The sequence below is a fragment of the Tardiphaga sp. 813_E8_N1_3 genome (assembly GCF_051811025.1).
GTDB lineage: Bacteria > Pseudomonadota > Alphaproteobacteria > Rhizobiales > Xanthobacteraceae > Tardiphaga.
The window spans coordinates 3,731,355-3,752,666 of the sequence record NZ_JBPWQE010000001.1; the positions used below are offsets into that span (position 1 = coordinate 3,731,355).

Annotated in this window: 18 protein-coding genes; 3 read left to right on the forward strand and 15 right to left on the reverse strand. The window is 63.7% G+C overall.

The genetic code is table 11. The features are described from left to right. The first annotated feature begins 28 nt into the window (after positions 1-28). Entirely contained in the window at positions 29-838 is an 810-nt protein-coding gene (locus AB8A33_RS17650) for a DUF4239 domain-containing protein (RefSeq protein WP_439093929.1), read from the forward strand. Between the two features lie 66 nt (positions 839-904). On the opposite strand, the gene murB is transcribed toward AB8A33_RS17650, so the two are convergent. The 3 genes from murB to AB8A33_RS17665 all read right to left on the reverse strand — a co-directional run bounded on the left by murB (position 905) and on the right by AB8A33_RS17665 (position 4,591). Next, entirely contained in the window at positions 905-1,873 is a 969-nt protein-coding gene (murB, locus tag AB8A33_RS17655) for a UDP-N-acetylmuramate dehydrogenase (RefSeq protein WP_439093930.1), read from the reverse strand. Next, the gene (gene murC / locus AB8A33_RS17660) at positions 1,831-3,234 is read right to left on the reverse strand and encodes a UDP-N-acetylmuramate--L-alanine ligase (protein ID WP_439093931.1); all 1,404 of its coding nucleotides are present in this window, start codon (positions 3,232-3,234) and stop codon (positions 1,831-1,833) included. Before murC ends, murB begins: the two co-directional genes overlap by 43 nt. Before the next feature lie 184 nt (positions 3,235-3,418). Further along, positions 3,419-4,591, reverse strand: a complete 1,173-nt coding sequence (locus AB8A33_RS17665; RefSeq protein WP_439093932.1) for an MFS transporter — start codon at positions 4,589-4,591, stop codon at positions 3,419-3,421. A 130-nt stretch (positions 4,592-4,721) separates the two neighbouring features. Between AB8A33_RS17665 and AB8A33_RS17670 the strand changes: the two genes are divergently transcribed. Continuing rightward, entirely contained in the window at positions 4,722-5,624 is a 903-nt protein-coding gene (locus tag AB8A33_RS17670) for a LysR family transcriptional regulator (RefSeq protein ID WP_439093933.1), read from the forward strand. Between the two features lie 18 nt (positions 5,625-5,642). Here AB8A33_RS17670 and AB8A33_RS17675 read toward each other — a convergent pair whose 3' ends face one another. From AB8A33_RS17675 to rsmH, 11 genes are all read right to left on the reverse strand, one after another. After that, complete coding sequence (locus AB8A33_RS17675) at positions 5,643-6,596, reverse strand: phosphotransferase (protein WP_439093934.1); 954 nt, start codon at positions 6,594-6,596, stop codon at positions 5,643-5,645. Positions 6,597-6,918: 322 nt separating this feature from the next. After that, positions 6,919-8,022, reverse strand: a complete 1,104-nt coding sequence (gene murG / locus AB8A33_RS17680; protein WP_439093935.1) for an undecaprenyldiphospho-muramoylpentapeptide beta-N-acetylglucosaminyltransferase — start codon at positions 8,020-8,022, stop codon at positions 6,919-6,921. After that, positions 8,019-9,167, reverse strand: coding sequence for a putative lipid II flippase FtsW (ftsW, locus tag AB8A33_RS17685; RefSeq protein WP_315841323.1), 1,149 nt, complete (start codon positions 9,165-9,167; stop codon positions 8,019-8,021). The genes murG and ftsW overlap by 4 nt, the downstream gene beginning before the upstream one ends. A gap of 86 nt (positions 9,168-9,253) precedes the next feature. Continuing rightward, complete coding sequence (locus AB8A33_RS17690; RefSeq protein ID WP_439093936.1) at positions 9,254-9,961, reverse strand: uridine kinase; 708 nt, start codon at positions 9,959-9,961, stop codon at positions 9,254-9,256. Positions 9,962-10,064: 103 nt separating this feature from the next. Further along, positions 10,065-11,462: a UDP-N-acetylmuramoyl-L-alanine--D-glutamate ligase gene (gene murD / locus AB8A33_RS17695; RefSeq protein ID WP_439093937.1), complete on the reverse strand. Its 1,398-nt coding sequence runs from the start codon at positions 11,460-11,462 to the stop codon at positions 10,065-10,067. Positions 11,463-11,466: 4 nt separating this feature from the next. Then, positions 11,467-12,549, reverse strand: a complete 1,083-nt coding sequence (gene mraY, locus AB8A33_RS17700; RefSeq protein ID WP_068732324.1) for a phospho-N-acetylmuramoyl-pentapeptide-transferase — start codon at positions 12,547-12,549, stop codon at positions 11,467-11,469. 10 nt (positions 12,550-12,559) lie between these two features. Continuing rightward, a complete protein-coding gene (locus AB8A33_RS17705; RefSeq protein ID WP_439093938.1) occupies positions 12,560-13,996 on the reverse strand; it encodes a UDP-N-acetylmuramoylalanyl-D-glutamyl-2,6-diaminopimelate--D-alanyl-D-alanine ligase in 1,437 nt (478 codons plus the stop codon). After that, positions 13,993-15,450 carry a UDP-N-acetylmuramoyl-L-alanyl-D-glutamate--2,6-diaminopimelate ligase gene (locus tag AB8A33_RS17710; RefSeq protein ID WP_439093939.1) on the reverse strand — a complete coding sequence of 486 codons (1,458 nt, stop codon included), beginning with the start codon at positions 15,448-15,450 and terminating at the stop codon, positions 13,993-13,995. Before AB8A33_RS17710 ends, AB8A33_RS17705 begins: the two co-directional genes overlap by 4 nt. Positions 15,451-15,543: 93 nt before the next feature. After that, entirely contained in the window at positions 15,544-17,307 is a 1,764-nt protein-coding gene (locus AB8A33_RS17715) for a peptidoglycan D,D-transpeptidase FtsI family protein (protein WP_439093940.1), read from the reverse strand. Continuing rightward, positions 17,304-17,684, reverse strand: coding sequence for a cell division protein FtsL (gene ftsL, locus AB8A33_RS17720; protein ID WP_068732318.1), 381 nt, complete (start codon positions 17,682-17,684; stop codon positions 17,304-17,306). The genes AB8A33_RS17715 and ftsL overlap by 4 nt, the downstream gene beginning before the upstream one ends. 2 nt (positions 17,685-17,686) lie before the next feature. Next, positions 17,687-18,682 (reverse strand): 16S rRNA (cytosine(1402)-N(4))-methyltransferase RsmH, encoded by a 996-nt coding sequence (gene rsmH, locus AB8A33_RS17725; RefSeq protein WP_439093941.1) that lies wholly within the window; start codon positions 18,680-18,682, stop codon positions 17,687-17,689. A gap of 513 nt (positions 18,683-19,195) precedes the next feature. Here rsmH and AB8A33_RS17730 point away from each other — a divergent pair. Continuing rightward, positions 19,196-20,056, forward strand: a complete 861-nt coding sequence (locus tag AB8A33_RS17730) for an N-acetylmuramoyl-L-alanine amidase (RefSeq protein ID WP_439093942.1) — start codon at positions 19,196-19,198, stop codon at positions 20,054-20,056. Here the strand turns inward: AB8A33_RS17730 and AB8A33_RS17735 are convergent. Continuing rightward, positions 20,053-21,312: an RNA polymerase sigma factor gene (locus AB8A33_RS17735; protein WP_439093943.1), complete on the reverse strand. Its 1,260-nt coding sequence runs from the start codon at positions 21,310-21,312 to the stop codon at positions 20,053-20,055. The genes AB8A33_RS17730 and AB8A33_RS17735 overlap by 4 nt on opposite strands.

Here is a 21,312-nt window from a genome sequence, read left to right on the forward strand (position 1 = left end):
CGCCTCACGGTGACATGGAAGCGACCTGATGATCAGAGCCTGGCTCGAACTCTCTACCTTCGGCATCTTCGCGACACTGGGCACCATCTATTACGGAGTCGCACTGATCCTCGTGGGGCTGACATCCAGCCGGCTGCTGTCGATGCGGCTGCGGTCCATCCACGGCATCGTCGCGCCTTTCTTTTCCTCGGTGGCCATCCTGTTCGGCCTGCTCACGGGCTTCCTTGCCAGCGACGTCGGCGACCGCAACCGCCAGGCCGTCCGCGCCGTTCAGATCGAGGCCGGCGAGTTGCGCAACATCCATACGCTGAGCGTGGCATCGGTCACCGACATGTCCAACATACGCGCCGCGCTGAAGGCTTATGTGACATCGGAAGTGACGGAGGAATGGCCGGCAATGCTCCTTGGCCTGAAGTCGCCGCGCACCGATGTGGCCTATGACAGCCTGCTGCGCGAAATCAGCGATCCCGCCATCACGCGCGACGCCAGCAACACAGTGCATGGGGCGCTGATGGGCGCCTCGATCCGCGCCGGGACCGCGCGCAATGACCGGCTCAGCCTGTCGACCGACCACACCAACGATCTGAAATGGACGTCGGTCCTGCTGCTCGGGCTGATCACGCAACTGGCGCTGGCGCTGGTGCATCTGGAACGTCCGCGGGCCATGCTCGCGGCGCTCACGGTGTTCGCCAGCGGCGCCATCGTCGCTCTCGGCATTATCGCGCTCCAGGAGCATCCGTTCGACGGCGCCTTCCGCGTCGCCCCTGCGCCGCTGGAAGATCTCCTGAGCATCAGCGAGGCCGGACCGGCGTCGGCACTACCGCCACCGCCGAAATAGCAGCCAAAGCGTTTCCGAGCGAAGTGGTCCCGGTTCGCGTTAAGGAAACGCGTCAGACATATAGCGTTACGGCGCGACGCCGATCCGCTTGATTTCCCAATGCAGGTCGATGCCCGACTGTGCCAGTACACGTGCACGCACGGTCTCGCCGAGAGTTTCGATATCGCTCGCCGTGGCATCGCCGGTGTTGATCAGGAAATTGCAGTGCATCTCCGACACCTGCGCGCCGCCTACGCGCAGTCCGCGGCAGCCGGCGGCATCGACCAGTTTCCAGGCGGAGTGTCCCGGCGGATTCTTGAAGGTGGAGCCGCCGGTCTTCTCGCGGATCGGCTGCGCGGTCTCGCGATGCGCCTGCACGTCCTCCATCCGCGCGCGAATGGCTGCGGGCTCTGCAATCGTTCCGCGGAATCTCGCCGACGTGAAAATGATCGACGGTGAGACGCCGGAATTGCGATAGACGAATTGCATGCCGGCATTGTCGAAGACGTGCTTCGTGCCATCGCGGCCGATGCCGGTCGCCTCGATCAGTACATCCTTGGTCTCGTCGCCATTGGCGCCGGCATTCATCCGCAGCGCGCCGCCGATCGATCCGGGAATGCCGAAGTAGAATTCCAGCCCGCCGACATTCGCCGCTGCTGCCGTCTCCGCCACGCGCTTGTCGAGCGCGGCGGTGCCGGCGCTCACGATATCGCCATCGGCTGATGTCGCACCGAAGCCGCGCGGGCTCAGGCGAATGACAACGCCTTTGAGCCCGCCATCGCGCACGATGAGATTGGAGCCGACGCCGACAACGGTGACGGGAATGTCGCTGGGCAGCTTCGAGAGGAAGTAAGCGAGGTCGTCCTCGTCCGCCGGCGTGAACAGCACCTGCGCGGGACCACCGACGCGAAACCATGTCAGCGGCGCAAGGGACTCGTTCGCGAGCAGACGCCCGCGCAGATCGGGCATCGTAGCTTTGAGATCGGGTGTGATGTCGGGAAAGCTAGCCACGCTTAGCCCAGCGCCTTCAACTCGCCCGGCAATGCATAGGCCCATTGCGTGATGTTGCCGGCGCCGAGGCAGACGACCGTGTCGCCGCTCTTGGCTACGCCCGCGATCAGGCCAGCAAGCGCCGCCGACTCCGGCAGCGGGATCACCTCGCGATGGCCGTGGGCGCGCAGGCCGAGCACGAAATTGTCGCGGTCGATGCCCTCGATCGGCGCTTCGCCGGCGGCATAGACATCCGCAACGATCACGGTGTCGGCATCGTTGAAGCAGGTGCAAAATTCCTCGAACAGCGATTGCAGGCGGGTGAAGCGATGCGGCTGCACCACGGCGATCACCTTGCCTGCGGTGCTTTCACGCGCGGCACGCAGCACGGCGGAAATCTCCACGGGGTGATGGCCGTAATCGTCGATGATGGTGACGCCGTTCCACTCGCCAGTCTTGGTGAAGCGGCGCTTGACGCCGCCGAAGCCGGCGATGGCCTTGCGGATCGCCTCATCGGACATCCCGAGTTCATGCGCGACGGCAATCGCAGCCGTGGCATTGAGTGCGTTGTGACGACCGGGCATCGGCAGCAACAGATTGTCGATCTCGTGCGAGGTGCCGGCCTTGCGATCGCGGAACGCGACCTTGAAGCTTGAGCCGCCATTAGCGGGTTTCAGATCGACCAGCCGTGCATCGGCCTGCGGGTTCTGTCCGTAAGTGATGATGCGGCGATCCTCGATCTTGCCGACGATGCTCTGCACCACGGGGTGATCGATGCACATCACAGCGAAACCGTAGAACGGCACGTTCTCGACGAAGTGGCGGAACGCGTCCTGCACGGCGTCGAAGGTCTTGAAGTGATCGAGATGTTCGGGATCCACATTGGTGACGATCGCGACATCCGCTGGCAGTTTCAGGAAGGTGCCATCGCTCTCGTCGGCTTCGACGACCATCCACTCGCCGGCGCCGAGCCGCGCATTGGTGCCATAGGCATTGATGATGCCGCCATTGATGACGGTGGGATCGAGTTCACCGGCATCGAGCAGCGCCGCGACCATCGACGTCGTCGTGGTCTTGCCATGGGTGCCGGCGATAGCGACGCAGCTCTTGAGGCGCATCAGTTCGGCGAGCATCTCGGCGCGGCGGACGACCGGAATGCGTTGCGCGCGCGCGGCCATCAGTTCCGGATTGTCGCGCTTGATCGCGGTGGAGACAACGAGCACATCCGCGCCGGAGACGTTATCGGCCTTGTGACCGACATGGATGGCGATGCCCTTTTCTCTGAGACGATTGACGTTCGCGCTCTCGGAAGCGTCCGAGCCCTGCACTGTGTAGCCGAGATTGCACAGCACCTCGGCGATGCCGCTCATGCCGATGCCGCCGATACCGACAAAGTGAATGGGTCCGATTTCGCGCGGCAGTCTCATGGGGCGTCTCTATGTTCCATCATGCCCGGGCAGCGCGAAGCGAGCTTCGCTGGACGTCCGGGCAACCAAGGCTTGTTCTAACAGATGACTCCTTCAAACAGACGTGGATGGCCGGGACAAGCCCGGCCATGACGAAAAAGATGGAAATTTGGCTTGCGGATCAGGCGAATCCGCCTCGCATGCCCTACTCCGCCGGTGCGGGAACCGGTGCCGGTGCGCGATCCGCACGATTGGCGATGAGCGCCACGGCGACCCCGGCCAGCGGAGCGAGCGCCGCGACCCATGGCACCGCGTTCAGGCCGCCATGCGCAATCACCGCGCCGCCCAGCCACGCGCCGATGGCATTGCCGAGATTGAACGCGGCAATGTTGAAGCTCGACGCCAAACTCTGGCCAGCGCCTTGAGCCTGACGCAGCACGGCCATCTGCAGGGGCGATGCGGTGGCGAAAGCCGTGGCACCGAGCAATGCGATCGCGATGATGACGGCGACCTGATTGTGTGCGGCGAAGGTGATCAGCGCGAGCGTGACCGCCAGGGCCAGCAGGCTGCCGAACACGCTGCCCGCGGGCCAGCGATCGGCCAGACGTCCGCCGGCGAGATTTCCGACGATGGCGCCGGCGCCGAACACCAGCAGGATCGGCGACACCGCGGCATCGGAGAAGCCCGAGATCTTGGTGAGGATCGGCGCGACATAGGTGAACAGCGCGAAGATGCCGATCCAGCCCAGAATCGTGGTGAGCAGGCCGAGCAGCACCTGGGGCCGCGCCAGCACGGCGAGATCGTCGGACAGCTTGCTGTGCTCTTCCGGCGCCTTCACCGAAGGCACCAGCAGCGCGACCGCGACCATCGCGACGAGTCCGACCACCGTCACAGCGTAGAACGTTGACCGCCAGCCATAGCCCTGCCCCAGCCATGTGCCGAACGGCACGCCGAGAATGGTCGCGACCGTGAGACCAGCGAACATGATCGAGATCGCCGACGCCTTCTTGTTCTCCGGCACGAGGCTGGTTGCCACCACGGAGCCGACGCCGAAGAAAGTGCCGTGCGCAAAAGCGGTCAGCACGCGCGCCGCCATCAGGCTCCAGTAATCCGGGGCCAGCGCACAGGCGAGATTGCCCAGCGTGAAGATGCCCATCAGCACCAGCAGCACGGTTTTGCGCGGCCAGCGACTGGTGGCGATGGTCATGATCGGGGCGCCGAGCACGACGCCCAGCGCGTAGCCCGAGATCAGCAGACCCGCTGCCGGGATCGACACGCCGAGGTCGCCGCCGACCTCGATCAGGAGACCCATGATGACGAATTCGGTGACGCCAATTCCGAAGGCGCCGGCGGTAAGCGCGTAAAGTGCGAGAGGCATGATCCTATCCCGTGCGTGAAACGGGCCAGATGCCCGACAACGGGAAATGTGGACCTCCTGACATTGATGAGATAGACATGCCTAAGGCACAATATTTGTGAATTGAATTCACTCAATAGATTGAAGCCAGATGTCACGACTGGACGTCAACCGCTCCGGCGAGATGGAAGTGTTCACCCGCGTGGTCGAGCTCGGCGGTTTTTCGACCGCGGCGCGGGCCTTCCGAATGACCCCCTCTGCCGTCAGCAAACTGGTGGCGCGGCTGGAAGCACGGCTCGGCGTGCGGCTCATCAATCGCTCGACGCGCAAGCTGCAACTCACGCCGGAAGGCAGCGCTTTCTATGAGCGCGCGCTGCGCATTCTCGACGAGATGGGCGCAGCCGAACGCGAAGCCGCCATCGGCGCAACACCGAGCGGTCTGCTGCGCGTCAACACCAGCGTGCCCTTCGGCCTGCGTCTCCTGCTGCCGCTGCTGCCGGAATTCGCGAAGCGCTACCCCGAGATCAAGGTGGAGGTCGTTCTGACGGATCTCGTGGTGGATCTCCTGGAAGAGCGCGCCGATGTCGCCATTCGCGTCGGCTTGATGCGCGAATCACGACTGCTGGCGCGCAAACTCGGCGAGAGCCGGATGGTCGTGGTCGCCTCGCCCGGCTATCTCGCTGAGCGCGGCACACCAAAGACGCCGGACGATCTCGCGCATCACAATCTGCTGCGCTTCGGCTTCGCCAAGTGGGAGAACGGCTGGCCGTTCAAGATCGGCGGCGAGACAATCGCCGTGATGCCGTCAGGCAATGCCCTCGTCAGCGACGGCGAAGCGATGCAGCACCTCGCCGTGGCTGGCATGGGCATCGCGCGGCTCGCGCGTTTTCATGTCGAGGCCGATATCGCAGCCGGTCGACTGGTGCCGGTGCTTGAGGCGTTCAACCCGGGCGACATCGAACCGATCCACGCGGTGTTCGTCGGCCACGGCGGACAGTTGCCAGCGCGCGTGCGGGCGTTCTTGGATTATCTGGTGGAGAGCGTGAAGCTGTAGCGTTTCAGCATCTCGTCATCATGCCTCCGCTGTGCCCATCACTTGAAAGGCACTGATCGGCGGAGGCAGCCCCGGCGGTTTCTCGCCGGTGAAAAATGCAGCGAGATACATCTTTCCAAGCAGATGCCTGGTCTCCAACGCATCGGGCGCCAGCCGCCCGTCGCGCAAGGCTTGCCGGAATTCCGCAAGTGTAGGTGCCGAGAGGTCCGTGTCCGGCACCAAGCGCGACGCGGTTGCTACGGCGCTGAACTGGACGCCCGCATAGAACAGACGGGTAAGCGCGCGCATCAGTTCGAGTCGATCGCGCAGGCTGCGATCAGGCGGGTGACCAAGCCATGCCTGCAAAAGCACCTCTTCGAGTTCAGGTGACGGCGCAAAGTTATCAAGCATGGTCGCCATGTCGACGGCCGGGTCGTTGCAATAGGCCGACTCCCAATCGACCAGCCACAGACGCTCGCCATCGAACAGAAGGTTGCGCGGCAGGATATCGTTGTGGCTGGAAACCGCCTCATCGCTATTCCACGTATAGGCGCCACGGAGGTCTGCCAGACGCTGCGTGTGGGCATCGAGCGCACCAGGCGCAAACAGATTTGTGCGGCAGACATGGGCCCACAGCCGGGCGGTGATATCTGGATAATCGACGAAGCGCCCGAACCTCGGCGTCGCCTGCAGGCGACGCAGCATTCCTCCCAGCGCCTGCGCCAAGGCGTGGGGACCGCCGGGATAGGACTGCAAGGGCTGTTCGACGATGAAATCCATCACCGCCACGCGGGCGACCTCGTCCACATGATAGAGCCGCGGCGCGATCCCTGCCTCTGCAGCGATGCGCATCGACGTATATTGGTGCGGATTACGCAGCGGACTGGCAAGGCCCTCCATCCGCAACACGTAGCGGCGGCCGCCCGCATCAATGCGATAGACGAGCGCCCCCGAGACGCCACCCGGAACGGGTTTGATGGCATCGATTGTCACGCGACCTAACGCGGCAGCGATTGCCGAACGCGCCGTGTCGCGTTGTGCGGTCGGAATACTAACGAATGGATCGCTGCACATTATCCCACCTGGCCGATGCTACCGACGGATAGTGTAGCAGGATATGCAACCGCAATTCACCTCGTCATTCCGGGGCGCTCGCTCTTGCAAGCGAACCCGGAATCCCGAAGTGATCAGCACCTCTCCGCCGCTTGGGATTGAGAGGTGATGAACATCTCGGGATTCCGGGTTCGCGTGCGCAAAGGTGCGCCCGCGCCCCCGAATGACGAGTCCGTGGAGAGTGACGAGTGTATCGCTCGCGTTAGATCTTCGCGACTTTCGCGACGAGGTCCGCCAGCCGTTCCGCTGCATCGAGCCGGCCGACCTTGCGCGCGCCAGACGCCATTGCAGTCAGCCGCGCCGGCTCGCCGGCCAGTGCCGAGATTTCCGCAGCCAGACGATCCGGCGTGAAATCGGCCTGCGCAATGCGGAGTGCACCGCCCGCGTCGGCGAGCACGCCGGCATTGGCGAACTGATCCTGATCCAGCGCACCGGGCAGCGGCACCAGAATGGAAGGCCGCCCGATGGCGCCGAGTTCGGCGACGGTGCCGGCACCGGAGCGCGAGATCACCAGTTGGGCTGACGCGAGACGCGCAGGGAGATCGCTGAAGAACGGCGCGAGTTCGGCCTTGATCTTCAGCTTGTCATAGACGGCGCGTACGCGGGCCATGTCTTCGTCGCGCACCTGTTGTGTGAGGATGAGACGATTCCACAGCGCCGGTTCGAGACGCTCGATCGCGGGTGGCACGATATCAGCCATGATGCGCGCGCCCTGGCTGCCGCCGACCACGAGCAAGCGGAATGGCCCGGTGAGATCCGGCGCCGCATAAGGGACAGCCGCAGCGGCGAGGATCGCCGGGCGCATCGGCGTGCCCGTGGTGGTGGTCTTCTTCGACAATTCGGGATCGCGGTCGAGCACACCGGGCAGCGATGTGGCGATGGCGCTGACCTTGCCGGACAGCATGCGATTGGCGCGGCCCATCACCGCATTGGAATCGTGGATCAGGCTGGGGATGCCGAACAGGCGCGCGGCGAACAGCGGCGGCACTGTCGGATAGCCGCCGAAACCGATCACCGCCGCGGGCTTCAATGTGCGCATCAGATTCAGTGCCATCACGGTGCCGGCGGCGAGCATGATGCCAGTGCGCGCCAGCGAGATGGGATTGCGGGAGCGCACCGTCTCGCTCGGCACCACATCGATCATCTCGCGCGAAAACAGCCCGCTATATTTCAGCGCCCGCGCATCGGTGACGAGGCGCACGCGCAGTCCGCGCTTCATCAGCGCAACGCCGAGGGCTTCCGCCGGAAACAGATGTCCCCCGGTGCCGCCCGCCGCGAGAAGTATGAGGGGCGCGGTACCCATCACGCGTAAGTGCGCGCGACGTGGGCGTCGATCGCCTCCACTTCGGTGCGCGGACGCATGCGCGTCAAAGCGAGCAGCATGCCGACGCTGTAGGCCAGCGAGATCATCGACGAACCACCATAGGAGATGAAGGGCAGCGTCATGCCCTTGGCGGGGATCAGATGCAGATTCACCGCCATGTTGATCGCCGCCTGCACGCCGAACAGGATGGCGAGGCCCGAGGCAGCGAAGCGCGAGAACAGATCTTCGGTGGCGTAAGCGCGCGACATCGCGCGGATCACGATGAAGGCGAACAGGCTGAGCACCGCGAGACACAACAGGATGCCGAACTCCTCGGCGCCGACGGCGAAGACGAAGTCGGTGTGGCTGTCCGGCAGGCTGCGCTTGGCGATGCCCTCACCCGGCCCGAGGCCGAACCAGCCGCCATTCGAGAAGGCCTCCATGGCGGTATCGACCTGGAACGTGTCGCCGGATGCGGGATCCATGAAGCGTTTGATACGGCCGGCGACGTGCGGCACCAGGAAGTAAGCCATCAATAGCCCGCCCGCCGCAGTGGCGCCGAGGCCGAATACCCAGACCATGCGCATACCGGCGATAAAGAACAGCGAGCCCCAGGCCATCAGGATCAGCATGGTCTGGCCGAAGTCAGGCTGCATCACCAGCAGCGACACCAGCATCATCAGCAGCACGATCGCCATCGAGGTCGCCGGCATCTCCGGCTTGCGCGCGGATTCCGAGAACAGCCAGGCGGCGATGACGACGAAAGCCGGTTTGGCGGATTCCGAGGCCTGGATGTTGATGCCAAGGATGGTGATCCAGCGCTTGGCACCCTTCACCTCCGGCCCGATCAGCAAGGTCGCCAGGATCAGCGCGATGGAGATCGCGAACACCACAAGCGCCGAGCGGCGGATTTGCCGCGGCGTCATGAAGGACACGCCGATCAGTACGATAATCGACGGCACCAGAAACAGGATATGCCGGTTGAAGAAGTGAAACGGATCGAGCCCGATGCGCGTCGCCACCGGCGGCGAGGCCGCCAGCGACAGGATCACCCCCGCCAGCATCAGCGCGATGATCGCCGCCAGCAGCAGGCGGTCCACGGTCCACCACCATTCGCTGAGCGGTGTGCGTTGTTCGCGAGAGATCATGGGCGCGTCCTGCGGGTCGATGAACCCCTATCGATGGGCCATCGTGGTTGCCAGACAGTTAATGGATTGTGAAAATTTGGCCTCATTCAGGGCGGGCAGCGGCGGGCTGTGACGACAGGGTGCGTGAAATCGGAATAGTCGATGACGAGATTCGCGCGGTTTTGCGGGTCGTTCTCTTGCAGATACAGGCGCTGGCCTTCGATATAGCGCCGGTTGGACGCGGCATCCACATCAGCCGATCCGTATCCGGGGCCGCGACCGGCGCCGCGCGGGATGGTGATGGCGAATGGCGCATCCAGAAAAATCGACAGGTCCCAGACGTCCCTGAGTTCCGGGCGGTGCAGAAAAATGCCATCGAAGACGAGGACATCATCGGGATCGGCAATCGACCAGCAAGCGGCGACCGGGGCGTTCACGGTGTGATCGAAGATGGCAGGGCAATAGACGCGCGAGCCGCCGGGTCCGAGAGGATCGAGCAGCACTTTCCGCAACTCAACATAATTGTAGGAGTCCGCGTAAAAGCCAGGTGGAGAGGTTTTCCCCTGCCGGTATCGGATCTCGCGCGTGTTGTGAAAGCTGTCCACGGAGGCGCGGATAACGGGCCGTCCGAGCGTGCCGATTACACGCGCGAGCGTGTCCGCGAACACCGTCTTTCCGACACCGTCCACGCCATCGATGCCGACGCGGAGGATCGAACCCGTCGCATGATGCCGAACGAACTCGGCGATCTCCTCGATCAGCGGCGACGTGTCCTTGCGATCATCCGACGGCCCAATCATCAACGCCCCCTGCACGGTGTGATCAAATGACCTCGACGGTTGGCTCCTAACAGCCGCGTGATATTCCCTCGACTGAGCCAGAACAGGTCGGCTGATACTGGATCGTGAAGATCGCGCCTTAAACCGCCCTCACCCCATCCAGCGCCAGCACCAATTCCCTGAACCGGTCGCCGCGGATCTCGAAATTGCGGAACTGGTCGAACGAGGCGCAGGCGGGTGACAGCAGCACGATCGGCTCGGCGAGCCCGGCTTCGGCGGCGTCACGCGCGGCATTGGCCACGGCGACGTCGAGACTGACGCTGATCTCGTAAGGCACCTTGCCGTCCAGCGTCTGCGCAAAATCATTGGCCGCTTCGCCGATCAGATAGGCGCCACGGATCCGCGGGAAGAATTCGGCGAGCGAGGTGATGCCGCCCTCCTTCTGTTTGCCGCCGGCGATCCAGAAGATGTCGTTGAAGGACGACAGCGCTTTCGCCGCAGCGTCGGCATTGGTGCCCTTGGAGTCATTGACGAACAGCGTGCCGCCTTGGCGACCTACCTGCTCCATACGATGCGCGAGGCCGGGGAACGAGCGCAGGCCCTTTTGCAGCACGGCCGGGCTGACGCCCAGCGCCAGTGCCGCAGCCGAAGCACAGGCTGCGTTCTGCGCATTGTGCAGGCCGCGCAACGAGCCGATACCAGCGATATCGACGACATCGCTCTGCGCGCCGCCGGCATTGCGCACGATGGTGCTGCCGCGGATCGTGAGGCCATCGGCCAGCGGATGCTCGACGGAAACGCGCACCACGCGCTTGCCGGATTGTTCGACGCGGTCGGCGGCCTTGCTGCACCAGTCGTCACCAACGCCAATGATCGCCGTGCCACCAGCCTGCACACCGGTAACGAGACGTTCCTTCACCGCGGCGTAATGCGCCAGCGTGCCGTGACGATCGATATGATCGGGCGTGACGTTCAGCAGGATGCCGACCGAGGGATCGAGCGAGGGCGTGAGATCGATCTGGTAGGACGACATCTCGATCACATGGACGCGGCCAGCCGTAGGCGGCTCCAGCGACAGGATCGCGGTGCCGATATTGCCGCCCATATGCGTATCGAAGCCGGCTTCGCGCATCAGATGCGCGACGAGCGCCGTCGTCGTCGACTTGCCGTTGGTGCCGGTGATGGCAATGAAGGGCGCGTCGGGGGCGTGCAGCTTACGTTCGCGGCAGAACAGTTCGATGTCGCCGATCACCTCGACGCCGGCGGCCTGTGCGGCAACCACCGTCCAGTGCGGCGCCGGATGCGTCAGCGGCACGCCGGGCGTCAGGATCAATGCGGCGAAGGCACCCCATGCCACCGTGCGCAGATCGGCGGTAATGAAACCGGCCTGCGTCGCCTGGACCATCCTGTCGATGCTGTCGTCGCAGGCGATGACCTCGGCGCCGCCCGCCTGCAGCGCGTGGCAGGATGCGAGGCCGGAGCCGCCGAGACCGAAGACGGCGACAGTCTTGCCGGCGAATGAGGTGACGGGGATCACGATCTCACCGCAGCTTCAGCGTGGAGAGGCCGACCAGTGCCAACATCACCGAGATGATCCAGAAGCGGATCACGATTTGCGGCTCGGTCCAGCCCTTCTGCTCGAAGTGGTGATGGATCGGCGCCATGCGAAATACGCGCTTGCCGGTCAATTTGAACGAGGTGACCTGCACGATGACCGAGACCGCCTCGAGCACGAACAACCCGCCGATCACCGCGAGCACGATCTCGTGCTTCACGGCGACCGCGATCGAGCCGAGCATGCCGCCCAATGCCAGCGATCCGGTATCGCCCATGAAGATCGAGGCCGGGGGCGCGTTGAACCAGAGGAAGCCGAGGCCTGCGCCCAGCACAGCGCCGCAGAGTACCGCGAGTTCGCCGGTGCCGGCGACATAGTTGATTTGCAGGTAATCAGAGAACACCGCGTTGCCGGCGAGATAGGCGATCATGCCGAAGCTCGCAGACGCGATCATGACCGGCACGATGGCGAGGCCATCGAGACCGTCGGTGAGATTCACGGCATTGCCGGCGCCCACGACGATGAAGGCGCCGAACAGCACGAAGAACCAGCCGAAATTCACGATCACGTCCTTGAGGAACGGGATCACCAGCGAGGAGGACAGCGGATCGCGGCCGAGCTTGACGAAGGCGAAGCAGGCCGCGCCGGCGATGATGAATTCGATCAGCAGACGCGTGCGGCCGGCAAAGCCCTTGTGGCTCTGCTTGGTCACTTTCAGATAGTCGTCATAGAAGCCGACGAAGCCGAAGCCGAGGGTGACCGCCAGCACGATCCAGACATAGGGATTGCGCGGGTTGGCCCAGAGCAGCGTGGAGACCACGAGGCCGGACAGGATCATCAACCCGCCCATGGTCGGCGTGCCCACCTTGACCAGATGCGACTGGGGCCCGTCGGTGCGGATCGGCTGGCCCTTGCCCTGGCGCAGGCGCAGATTGTCGATGATCCAGGGTCCGAACAGGAACACGAACAGTGCGCCGGTGACCACCGCGCCGCCGGTGCGGAAGGTGATGTAGCGGAACACATTGAACACCGGCACGGTGCCCGCGAAGTCGATCAGCCAGTAGAACATTCAGTCCGCCCTATACCGCGGCGTCGTCGAGCGCGGCGTTGCCGGGAAAGCGCTTTTCGAGCGCGGAGACAATCGGTTTCATCTTCGAGCCGAGCGAGCCCTTGACCATGATGGCATCACCGGCGCGGATCGCGGCCAGCACCTGCGATTCGAGCGCCGCCGCATCCCCGGCATAGCCGCCCCGCTTGCCCGTGGAAAGGGCGTCCCAAAGATTGCGCATCAGAGGACCACAGCAAAATACCAGATCGATGCCGTTGGACTGCACCGCATCCAACAGCCCGGCATGAAGTTTCGCGCCATCGGGGCCGAGTTCGAGCATGTCGCCGAGCACCGCGATGCGGCGGCCCTTTGGCCCGACTGCTGCTGCGCCGAGCACATTGATCGCCGCTGCCATCGAGGCCGGATTGGCATTGTAGCTTTCGTCGATCAGCGTCGCCTCGCCCCCTGACACTTCGAGCACATGGCGAATACCGCGGCCCGCCGCCGGCACGACCTGCGACAGCGTCAGCGCGGCATGGGCAAGATCGGCGCCCATCAGCGACGCTGCTGCCAGCACCGCCAGCGAATTCATCGCCATGTGGCGGCCGGGCATACCGAGCTTGTAGGTGACGTCATGGCCGAGAATATTCGCATGCACGGCCGAACAGGTCGGATGCAACGCCACGTCGATCAGACGCGCGTCGGCCTTCTTGTCGGCTCCGAACGAGACAATGCGCGAGACACCGGCTTTCTTTGCGCTCTTTTGCAAACGCGCGAATTGCGAATTGTCGCGATTAAGGATCGCGACGCCATCGGGCTCAAGCCCGGAGAAGATTTCGGCTTTCGCGTCGGCGATCGCTTCGACACCGGCGAAGAATTCCAGATGCACCGGCTCGACAGTGGTGATGACGGCAAAATGCGGCCGCACCATCTTCACCAGCGTCTCGATTTCACCTGCGTGATTCATGCCGATTTCGAAGATCGCAAAACGCACATCGGCCGGGCAGCGAGCCAGCGTCAGCGGCACGCCCCAGTGATTGTTGAACGACGCCACCGAAGCATGCGTCTTGCCTTGCGCTTCCAGTACATGGCGCAGCGCTTCCTTAGTCGAGGTCTTCCCGACCGAACCGGTGATTGCGATGATCGGCGCCGTCAGACGTGCACGCGAGGCGATGCCGAGTTCGACGAGCGCCGCGAGCACGTCGTCGACCACCAGCAGGCGCGCATCGGCGGGAAACTTGTCGCGCTGCGCGGCTTCGACGACGGCAAGACCGGCACCGGCTTTCAGCGCGGCTTCGACGAAGGCGTGGCCGTCATGCACGTCGCCCTTGATCGCGAAATAGGCCTCGCCCGGCTTGATGGTGCGGGTATCGATGGAGATGCCGGTGATACCTTCCGGCAGCGTGCCTTGTGTCGTGGCGTGCATCGCGTCGACCATCGCGGCCGATGTCCAAAGAAACTCGCTCATGCAGTCCTCTTGGCAAGCGCCGCTGCGGCGGCGGCGTGATCGCTGAACGGTAGCGTGCGATCGCCGACGATCTGTCCGGTTTCATGGCCCTTGCCAGCGATCAACAGCGCATCGCCGGGCTGCAGACCTTCGACGGCCACGCGGATGGCTTCGGCGCGGTCGCCGATTTCGATAGCGCCTTTCGCAGCGGCCAGAATGGCAGCGCGGATGGCCGCTGGATTCTCGCTGCGCGGATTGTCGTCAGTGACGATCACGCTGTCGGCATTTTCGCTGGCGATCTCGCCCATCAACGGCCGCTTGCCGGCATCGCGATCACCACCGGCGCCGAATACCACGACGAGCTTGCGCTTCGCATAGGGACGCAGCGCCTGCAGTGCCTTCGCCAGCGCATCCGGCTTGTGGGCATAGTCGACGAAGACCGGCGCGCCGTTGTGCGCACCGACCTGCTCGAGACGGCCTTTGGCGCCTTGGAGATGTTCGAGCGCAGCGAATGTCGTATAGACATCGCCGCCGGTGCCGATGACAAGGCCGGCTGCAACCAACGCGTTCTCGATCTGGAATTCGCCGACCAGTGGCAGCTTGATCTGATGGCTCTTGCCGCGATGCTCAAGTGTGAGTTTCTGCGCGAAGCCTTCGACCGTGGCAACGACAAGGCGAATGCCCTCGCCTACACCGTCGCCCTTGCGACCGACTTTCATCAGACGCAAGTGACGCGACTGTGCGGCATGGATCACCTGCGGCGAGTGCTCATGATCGGCCGCGATCACGGCGACGCCACCGTCCACGACCAGGTTGAGGAACAGCCGCAGCTTGGCACTGAGATAATGCGCGACGTCCGGATGGTAATCCATGTGGTCGCGCGACAGATTGGTAAAGCCGGCGGCAGAGACCCGCACGCCGTCCAGCCTGAACTGATCGAGGCCGTGCGACGATGCTTCGAGCGCGAGATGCGTCACGCCCTCGCCGGTGATCTCGTCGATCTGCTTGTGCAGCGAGATCGGATCCGGCGTGGTCAGCGAGCCATAGACGGTACGCTTCGGCGAGACGAGACCGATGGTACCTATGCTTGCGGAGGCATATCCGAGACGGCCCCAGATTTCGCGCGCAAAGGATGCGACCGACGTCTTGCCTGATGTCCCCGTGACGGCGGCAATGACCGCTGGCTGGCGCGGATAGAATTTCGACGCCGCCAGAGCCAGCGCAAGGCGCGGATTAAGCGTGCGCACGAAGGGCACGGACAGATCGTCGGGCTTGTGGGCACCGGCGACGGCGACGGCACCTGACGCCAGTGCCTGCGCGATGAAACGCGAACCGTCGGTTTTCGCGCCTGCAAGTGCAAAGAACAGATCGCCCGGTTTCACTGCGCGACTGTCCACAGCAAGTCCGGTGACGATGACGTCCCCTACGGACGGCTCCATCACGGCATCAGGGTTGAACAAATCGCGTAGTTTCATGCTGCTCCGGGCAGGCCAGATCGAGTGACAAATCGGGTTCCGCAACGCCACGCAAACCGCATTTTGCACCGGCTGTAAAGCGCAGATGCGGCGTTACTGAGTCACCTTGGATGTCGCAAGAATAAGGCGGTCGGACGGCGCCAGATCGAAGCGCGGCTCGAGCCCTAAAAGCGGCGCGATACGGGCGATCACGTTGCCGCCCGTCGGCACCGCATTCCAGCCCGAGGTGATGAAACCATGGGTTTCGGGCAGCGCCTTCGGCTCGTCCAGCATCACCAGAACCTGGAATTGCGGATTGTCCATCGGCAGCACGGCGGTAAAGGAATTCAGCACCTGCTTCTTGGAATAGCGGCCGTTGACGACCTTCTCGGCCGTGCCGGTTTTGCCGCCGAGATAGTAGCCCTTGGCCCTCGCTTCGGCCTGTCGTGCCGAACCGGTCTCGGCATTCAGGCGCATCATGTAACGCACCTTGTCGCTGGTCTCTTTCTTGATGACGCGTTTGCCAATCTCCCGCGCTTCCTCTTCGGTGCGCTTCAGAAAGGTCGGCGGGATCAGCAACCCGCCATTGATCATCGCATTGACGCCCATCACCGCCTGCAGCGGCGCCACAGCCATGCCGTGACCAAATGCGATGGTGATGGTGTTCAGTTCACCCCAGCGTTTCGGCACGATCGGCATCGCGCTTTCCGGCAGTTCGGTGCGCAGCCGATCGAGTTGGCCGACTTTCTTCAGGAACGCCTTGTGCGCTTCGACGCCCTGCCCAAGCGCGATCTTCGCAGCACCAACGTTCGACGAGAAAGTGAACACTTCGGCGAGCGAGATCGGACGCGGCACCGGATGGGTGTCATGGATCTTGAACTTGCCGTAGCTCAGCGGATAGCGCGCGTCATACATCGTATTGAGATTGGCCTTGCCGCTGTCGAGCGCCATCGCAAGCGTCAGCGTCTTGAAGGTCGAGCCCATTTCATAAACGCCCGTGGTCAGGCGGTTGATACGGTCAGGGTCGTGCGCTTCCTTCGGATTGTTCGGATCGAAGTCGGGCAGCGAGACCATGGCGACGATCTCGCCGGTCTTCACGTTTGACACCAGACCCGATGCTGCCTTGGCGCTGTATTTCGCCTTGGCCTTGAGCAGTTCATCGCGCAGCGCATGTTCGACGCGCAGGTCGACGGCGAGTTCGACCGGCTTCTGCAGGCGATCGGACGCAAAGCCCGCGCGATGCAGATCGGCAAGGCCGTTGCTGTCGAGCCACTTCTCGATGCCGGCGATGCCCTGGTTGTCGATATTGGTCAGGCCGATCAGATGCGACACCGCCGCGCCGCTCGGGTAGACGCGCTTGTTCTCGCGCAGGAAGCCGATGCCGGGAATGCCGAGACGATGGATGTCGCGCTGCTGCTGCGGCGTGATCTCGCGCTTCAGCCACGCAAAGCCCTTCTTGCTCATAATCCGCTCGCGCACTTCGGCGCTATCGAGATCAGGCAGCGCGCCGGTGAGCAATTCGACCGCTTCGTCCTTGTCGATGATGCGGCGCGGCTCCGAGAACAGCGACGGCGATTTCACATCGGTCGCCAGGATCGCGCCGTTGCGGTCGACGATATCGGGACGTGCGGTGGCGATGGCGTCACGCGTGGCGCGGCGTTCCGCATGGGTGTCGCCGTTGACCGCAAACATGATCAGGCGCACGGCAATGATGCCGTACACGCCGCCGAACGCGATCATCGCAAGACCGACGCGCGCGCGTGCCTTCGCTGCACGATCGACGTTGCGTCCGTAGAGCAGACTGCGGATCAGACGCTGGCGCCAGGGCTCCGGCGGCCGTTCAATCGGTTTGTTCGGGTCGAGCGGCTGACCTGTCACTGCGGATCCTCCGGCGCCGGCAGCGAGCCGGTCACGATATCCGGATCGATGGTGTGGATCATCGCGCCGATCGGATCGGGCTCACCGGGCTTGGCAAAGTTCGGCGGCCGATCCGGCAGGTTCTTCATCGTGTCGAATTGCTGCGCCGTCATCGGCTGCAGCTTGAGATGGCGTTCGGCCAGACCCTGCAGCCGCATCGGCGCATCCAGCTTGGCCCATTCGGCACGCAGCGACGCAATGGCATCGCGCTGCTCGCGAATATCGGCGTGCAGACGCAGCACCTTCTCGGTGCGCACCGTGGATTCCATCTTGATGCGATAGACATAGGCGGCGGCGAAGACGAGCACGGCGATCACGAGAAGGTGGATGATCCGCATGGTCAGCCTCCCCTCAACACGGAAGCGAGTGTCGGCCAGCCCGGCAACGGGCCGGCATCCTGTGCCGGCGCATCGGTGCGCTCGGCGCCGCGCAGCTTCGCAGAGCGCGCGCGCGGATTAGCCTTGAGTTCTTCATCGCCCGCAATGATCGGGCGCTTGTTGACGAGCGAGAAACGCGGACGGGATTGCGCGACCTCGGGCAGATGCCGCGATCCACCGCCGGTCTTGCTGCGCTCGGTCATGAAATTCTTGACGATGCGATCTTCCAGCGAATGGAACGAGACCACCGACAGCCGGCCGCCTGGCTTCAGCACGCGCTCGGCAGCGGCAAGTGCGATATGGAGTTCGTCGAGCTCCGCATTGACGAAGATGCGCAGCGCCTGGAACGTGCGCGTCGCCGGATGAATTTCGCCGGGCTTGGCCCAGACGACCTTCTGCACGATATCGACGAGCTGCTTCGTCGTCTCGATCGGCGCTTCCTTGCGCGCCGCAATGATCGCGCGCGCGACGGAACGGGAATGCCGCTCCTCGCCAAAGATATAAATGATATTGGCGAGATCGGCTTCGGAGGCCTTCGCCACCACGTCGGCCGCGGTTGGCCCGTGCTGGCTCATGCGCATGTCGAGCGGGCCGTCGAAGCGAAAAGAGAAGCCGCGTTCGGCCTGATCGATCTGCATCGACGAAACGCCGACATCCATCACGACGCCATCGACGAGCAGCTCGCCCTGCGCAGCACACACATCGGCGAGATTAGAGAAGCGATCCTCGACCAGCGTGAGACGGCCGTCAGACGCGTCGACGAGATCGAAACCACCGGCGATGGCGGTCCGGTCGCGATCAATGGCGATGACGCGGGTTCCCTCGGTCGCAAGGATCGCGCGGGAATAGCCGCCGGCGCCGAATGTGGCATCGACATAAATACCACCGGCGCGCGGGCTCAGCATGTCGACAGCTTCAACGCCGAGAACGGAGATATGCCTTGTATCGGGCGTGCTCATGCGCACGCCTGCCGGAAGCACGCGGACAGCGCGTTCCGTTCCTTCGCATCGAGGCGCAAAATCAAACTGGACACGAACAGGCCCATGTCGCCTCAATTGTCTGCGCGGCGCCCGGCTTTTCCGACCGAAAAGCCCGATCGCCGCACGATTACGGGTTCCATTCGACGCGCCGCCCGCGTTTTGCGCGAGGCAGGCCTGATGTCCGCATGGATTTTTAGGGATTGCCATGGGGATCTGAGCGTCAAAATGGAACTTTGGCCGCCCTTTTCAGGTTGGCTCTTCACCACTCAGTAACGGCACTTAGCGTTAAGAAAGCGTTGATGGGTTGGAGAGCAGTCGATCAATTACAAGTGCCGGTTTTATCGTAGTGCTGATGCTTTAAGCCCACAGTGGATAAAAATGGGGCAAAACTGTCATGCGGTCGTTGCATAGCAAGGTGCCGGTCGAGGATAGTACGCGCCTGCGGCGCAACCAATATGTGCCGCTGTTCTCGTGACTGATCTGAGTTTTCTGATGGCTTCACCTTCGTCCGCACCCGCTGGATCCGACTCCAAGCGTCAACGCGCCCTCCCGATTCCCAAGGGTGCCGCGGACATGCCGACCTTTACCCCGGATTCATCCGTCGTTTCCGACGTGATCCCGTCGCCGAATTTCGGTGAGCGTAACAAGGGCCTCGTGCCCGACATGATCGTGCTGCACTATACCGGCATGCCCGATCCGGAAGGCGCTATCACGCGCCTGTGCACCGCGGGCACCGATGTCTCGGCGCATTACATCGTGCTCGAGGATGGCCGCATCGTGCAGACGGTGCCCGAAGCCAAGCGGGCCTGGCACGCCGGCGTCGGTTTCTGGGCCGGCGAAGAGGATATCAATTCCTGCTCGATCGGCATCGAGATCATCAATCGCGGTCATGACTGGGGCTATCCGGATTTTCCAAGCCGGCAGATCGCTGCCGTCACCGCGCTGTGCCGCGGCATCATGCTGCGTCATGACCTGCAGCCGCATCGCGTGCTCGGTCATTCCGACGTCTCGCCCTCGCGCAAGAAGGATCCCGGCGAAAAATTCCCGTGGCACTCGCTGGCCAATTCCGGCGTCGGCCACTGGGTGATGCCGGCGCCGATCGTGCGCGGCGAAACCATGAAACTCGGCACCGCGGGCGACGACGTACTGGCGCTGCAGCATGCATTGGCGCGCTATGGCTACGGCATCGAGACCGATGGCCAGTACAATGCCCCGACCATGGAAGTGGTCACCGCCTTCCAGCGCCATTTCCGTCCCGAGCGCGTCGATGGCCTCGTGGATCACTCGACGCTGACCACGCTGCAGGCCCTGCTCGCCAGCCTGCCGGCGGAGACGACGACCGCCGCGCGCTAGTCCTTCGGCGGCTCCTGCCGATCCAGTTCAGCCAGCCGGCGCGCGTAGAGCCGGCGCAGCGGCGCGAGCTGCGTGGCCGCGCTGGCCCGATGATACGCATCGCGGGCGGCATCGTGCCGGCCGAGACGGCGCAACAGGTCGGCGCGCACCGCCGGCAGCAGATCGTAGCCGTCGAGTCCACCCCACGCCTGCAATGCGTCGATCAGATTCAAGGCACGCTGCGGACCATCGACCATCGCCACTGCCGCGGCATGGTTGAGCTCGATCACAGGCGATGGCCTGATCCGCAGCAGGACTTCGTATAGCCCGGCGATCTGCGGCCAGTCGGTGGCTTGAAAACTTGGCGCCCGCGCATGCAGCGCCGCGATCGCGGCCTGCACTACATAATCATCGGGTCGGCCCGGAGCGTGCAACGCGTCCTCGACCAGCCGCAATCCCTCGGCAATCTGTTGATGATCCCACAGCAACCGATCCTGGGCTTCCAGCAGCACGATGTCGCCATCCGCCGTCGCACGACCGGAGCGGCGCGCGTCGTGCAGCAGCATCAGCGCCAGCAGGCCTTTGATCTCGCGTCGCTGCGGCAGCAGCGCATCAAGCAAACGAGCCAGCCGGATTGCTTCCCGCGCTAGGTCCGGCCGCATCAGATCGTCACCTGACGTGGCAACGTAGCCTTCGGTGAAAACCAGATAGATCACCGCCAACACGCCGCGCAGTCGCTGCTCGAGCGCATCCAGCACAGGCACTTCATAGGGAATTCCAGCGATGCGGATCTTCTGTTTGGCTCGGACCAGACGCTGCGCCATGGCGTCTTCGCCGATCAGAAACGCCCGTGCCACCTGAGCGGTGCTCAATCCACAGACGGTCCGCAGTGTCAGCATCACCTGCACCTCCACGGCGAAAGCCGGATGGCAGCACGTGAAAATCAGCCGCAGCATGTCGTCGTCGAGAACGGCGTCATCACAGCGATCGTCATTTGCGCACGCGTTCAGCAACAGCTCGTGCGTCACCTGTTCTTGCTTGTCGCGAAACGATACCAGACGCCTGACACGATCGATCGCCTTGTTGCGGCCGACATTGACAAGCCACGCACGCGGATTTGCCGGCGGCTTGGCGGTTGGCCATTTTTCAAGCGCAACCGCGAAGGCATCCTGCAACGCATCTTCAGCCAAATCGAAATCGCCGACGAGGCGGATCAGCGTCGCCAGCGCGCGACCCGCCTCGTTGCGAAAGATCCTGTCGATTTCGGCCAGCGTCAT

Excerpts from the sequence above, each read along its gene's own strand:
- AB8A33_RS17650 (WP_439093929.1), top strand. The coding sequence starts at position 29 with ATGATCAGAGCCTGGCTCGAACTCTCTACCTTCGGCATCTTCGCGACA.
- murB (WP_439093930.1), bottom strand. The coding sequence starts at position 1,873 with ATGGGCCTATGCATTGCCGGGCGAGTTGAAGGCGCTGGGCTAAGCGTG.
- murC (WP_439093931.1), bottom strand. The coding sequence starts at position 3,234 with ATGAGACTGCCGCGCGAAATCGGACCCATTCACTTTGTCGGTATCGGC.
- AB8A33_RS17665 (WP_439093932.1), bottom strand. The coding sequence starts at position 4,591 with ATGCCTCTCGCACTTTACGCGCTTACCGCCGGCGCCTTCGGAATTGGC.
- AB8A33_RS17670 (WP_439093933.1), top strand. The coding sequence starts at position 4,722 with ATGTCACGACTGGACGTCAACCGCTCCGGCGAGATGGAAGTGTTCACC.
- ftsW (WP_315841323.1), bottom strand. The coding sequence starts at position 9,167 with ATGATCTCTCGCGAACAACGCACACCGCTCAGCGAATGGTGGTGGACC.
- mraY (WP_068732324.1), bottom strand. The coding sequence starts at position 12,549 with ATGTTCTACTGGCTGATCGACTTCGCGGGCACCGTGCCGGTGTTCAAT.
- AB8A33_RS17705 (WP_439093938.1), bottom strand. The coding sequence starts at position 13,996 with ATGAGCGAGTTTCTTTGGACATCGGCCGCGATGGTCGACGCGATGCAC.
- AB8A33_RS17710 (WP_439093939.1), bottom strand. The coding sequence starts at position 15,450 with ATGAAACTACGCGATTTGTTCAACCCTGATGCCGTGATGGAGCCGTCC.
- ftsL (WP_068732318.1), bottom strand. The coding sequence starts at position 17,684 with ATGCGGATCATCCACCTTCTCGTGATCGCCGTGCTCGTCTTCGCCGCC.
- rsmH (WP_439093941.1), bottom strand. The coding sequence starts at position 18,682 with ATGAGCACGCCCGATACAAGGCATATCTCCGTTCTCGGCGTTGAAGCT.
- AB8A33_RS17730 (WP_439093942.1), top strand. The coding sequence starts at position 19,196 with ATGGCTTCACCTTCGTCCGCACCCGCTGGATCCGACTCCAAGCGTCAA.
- AB8A33_RS17735 (WP_439093943.1), bottom strand. The coding sequence starts at position 21,312 with ATGACGCTGGCCGAAATCGACAGGATCTTTCGCAACGAGGCGGGTCGC.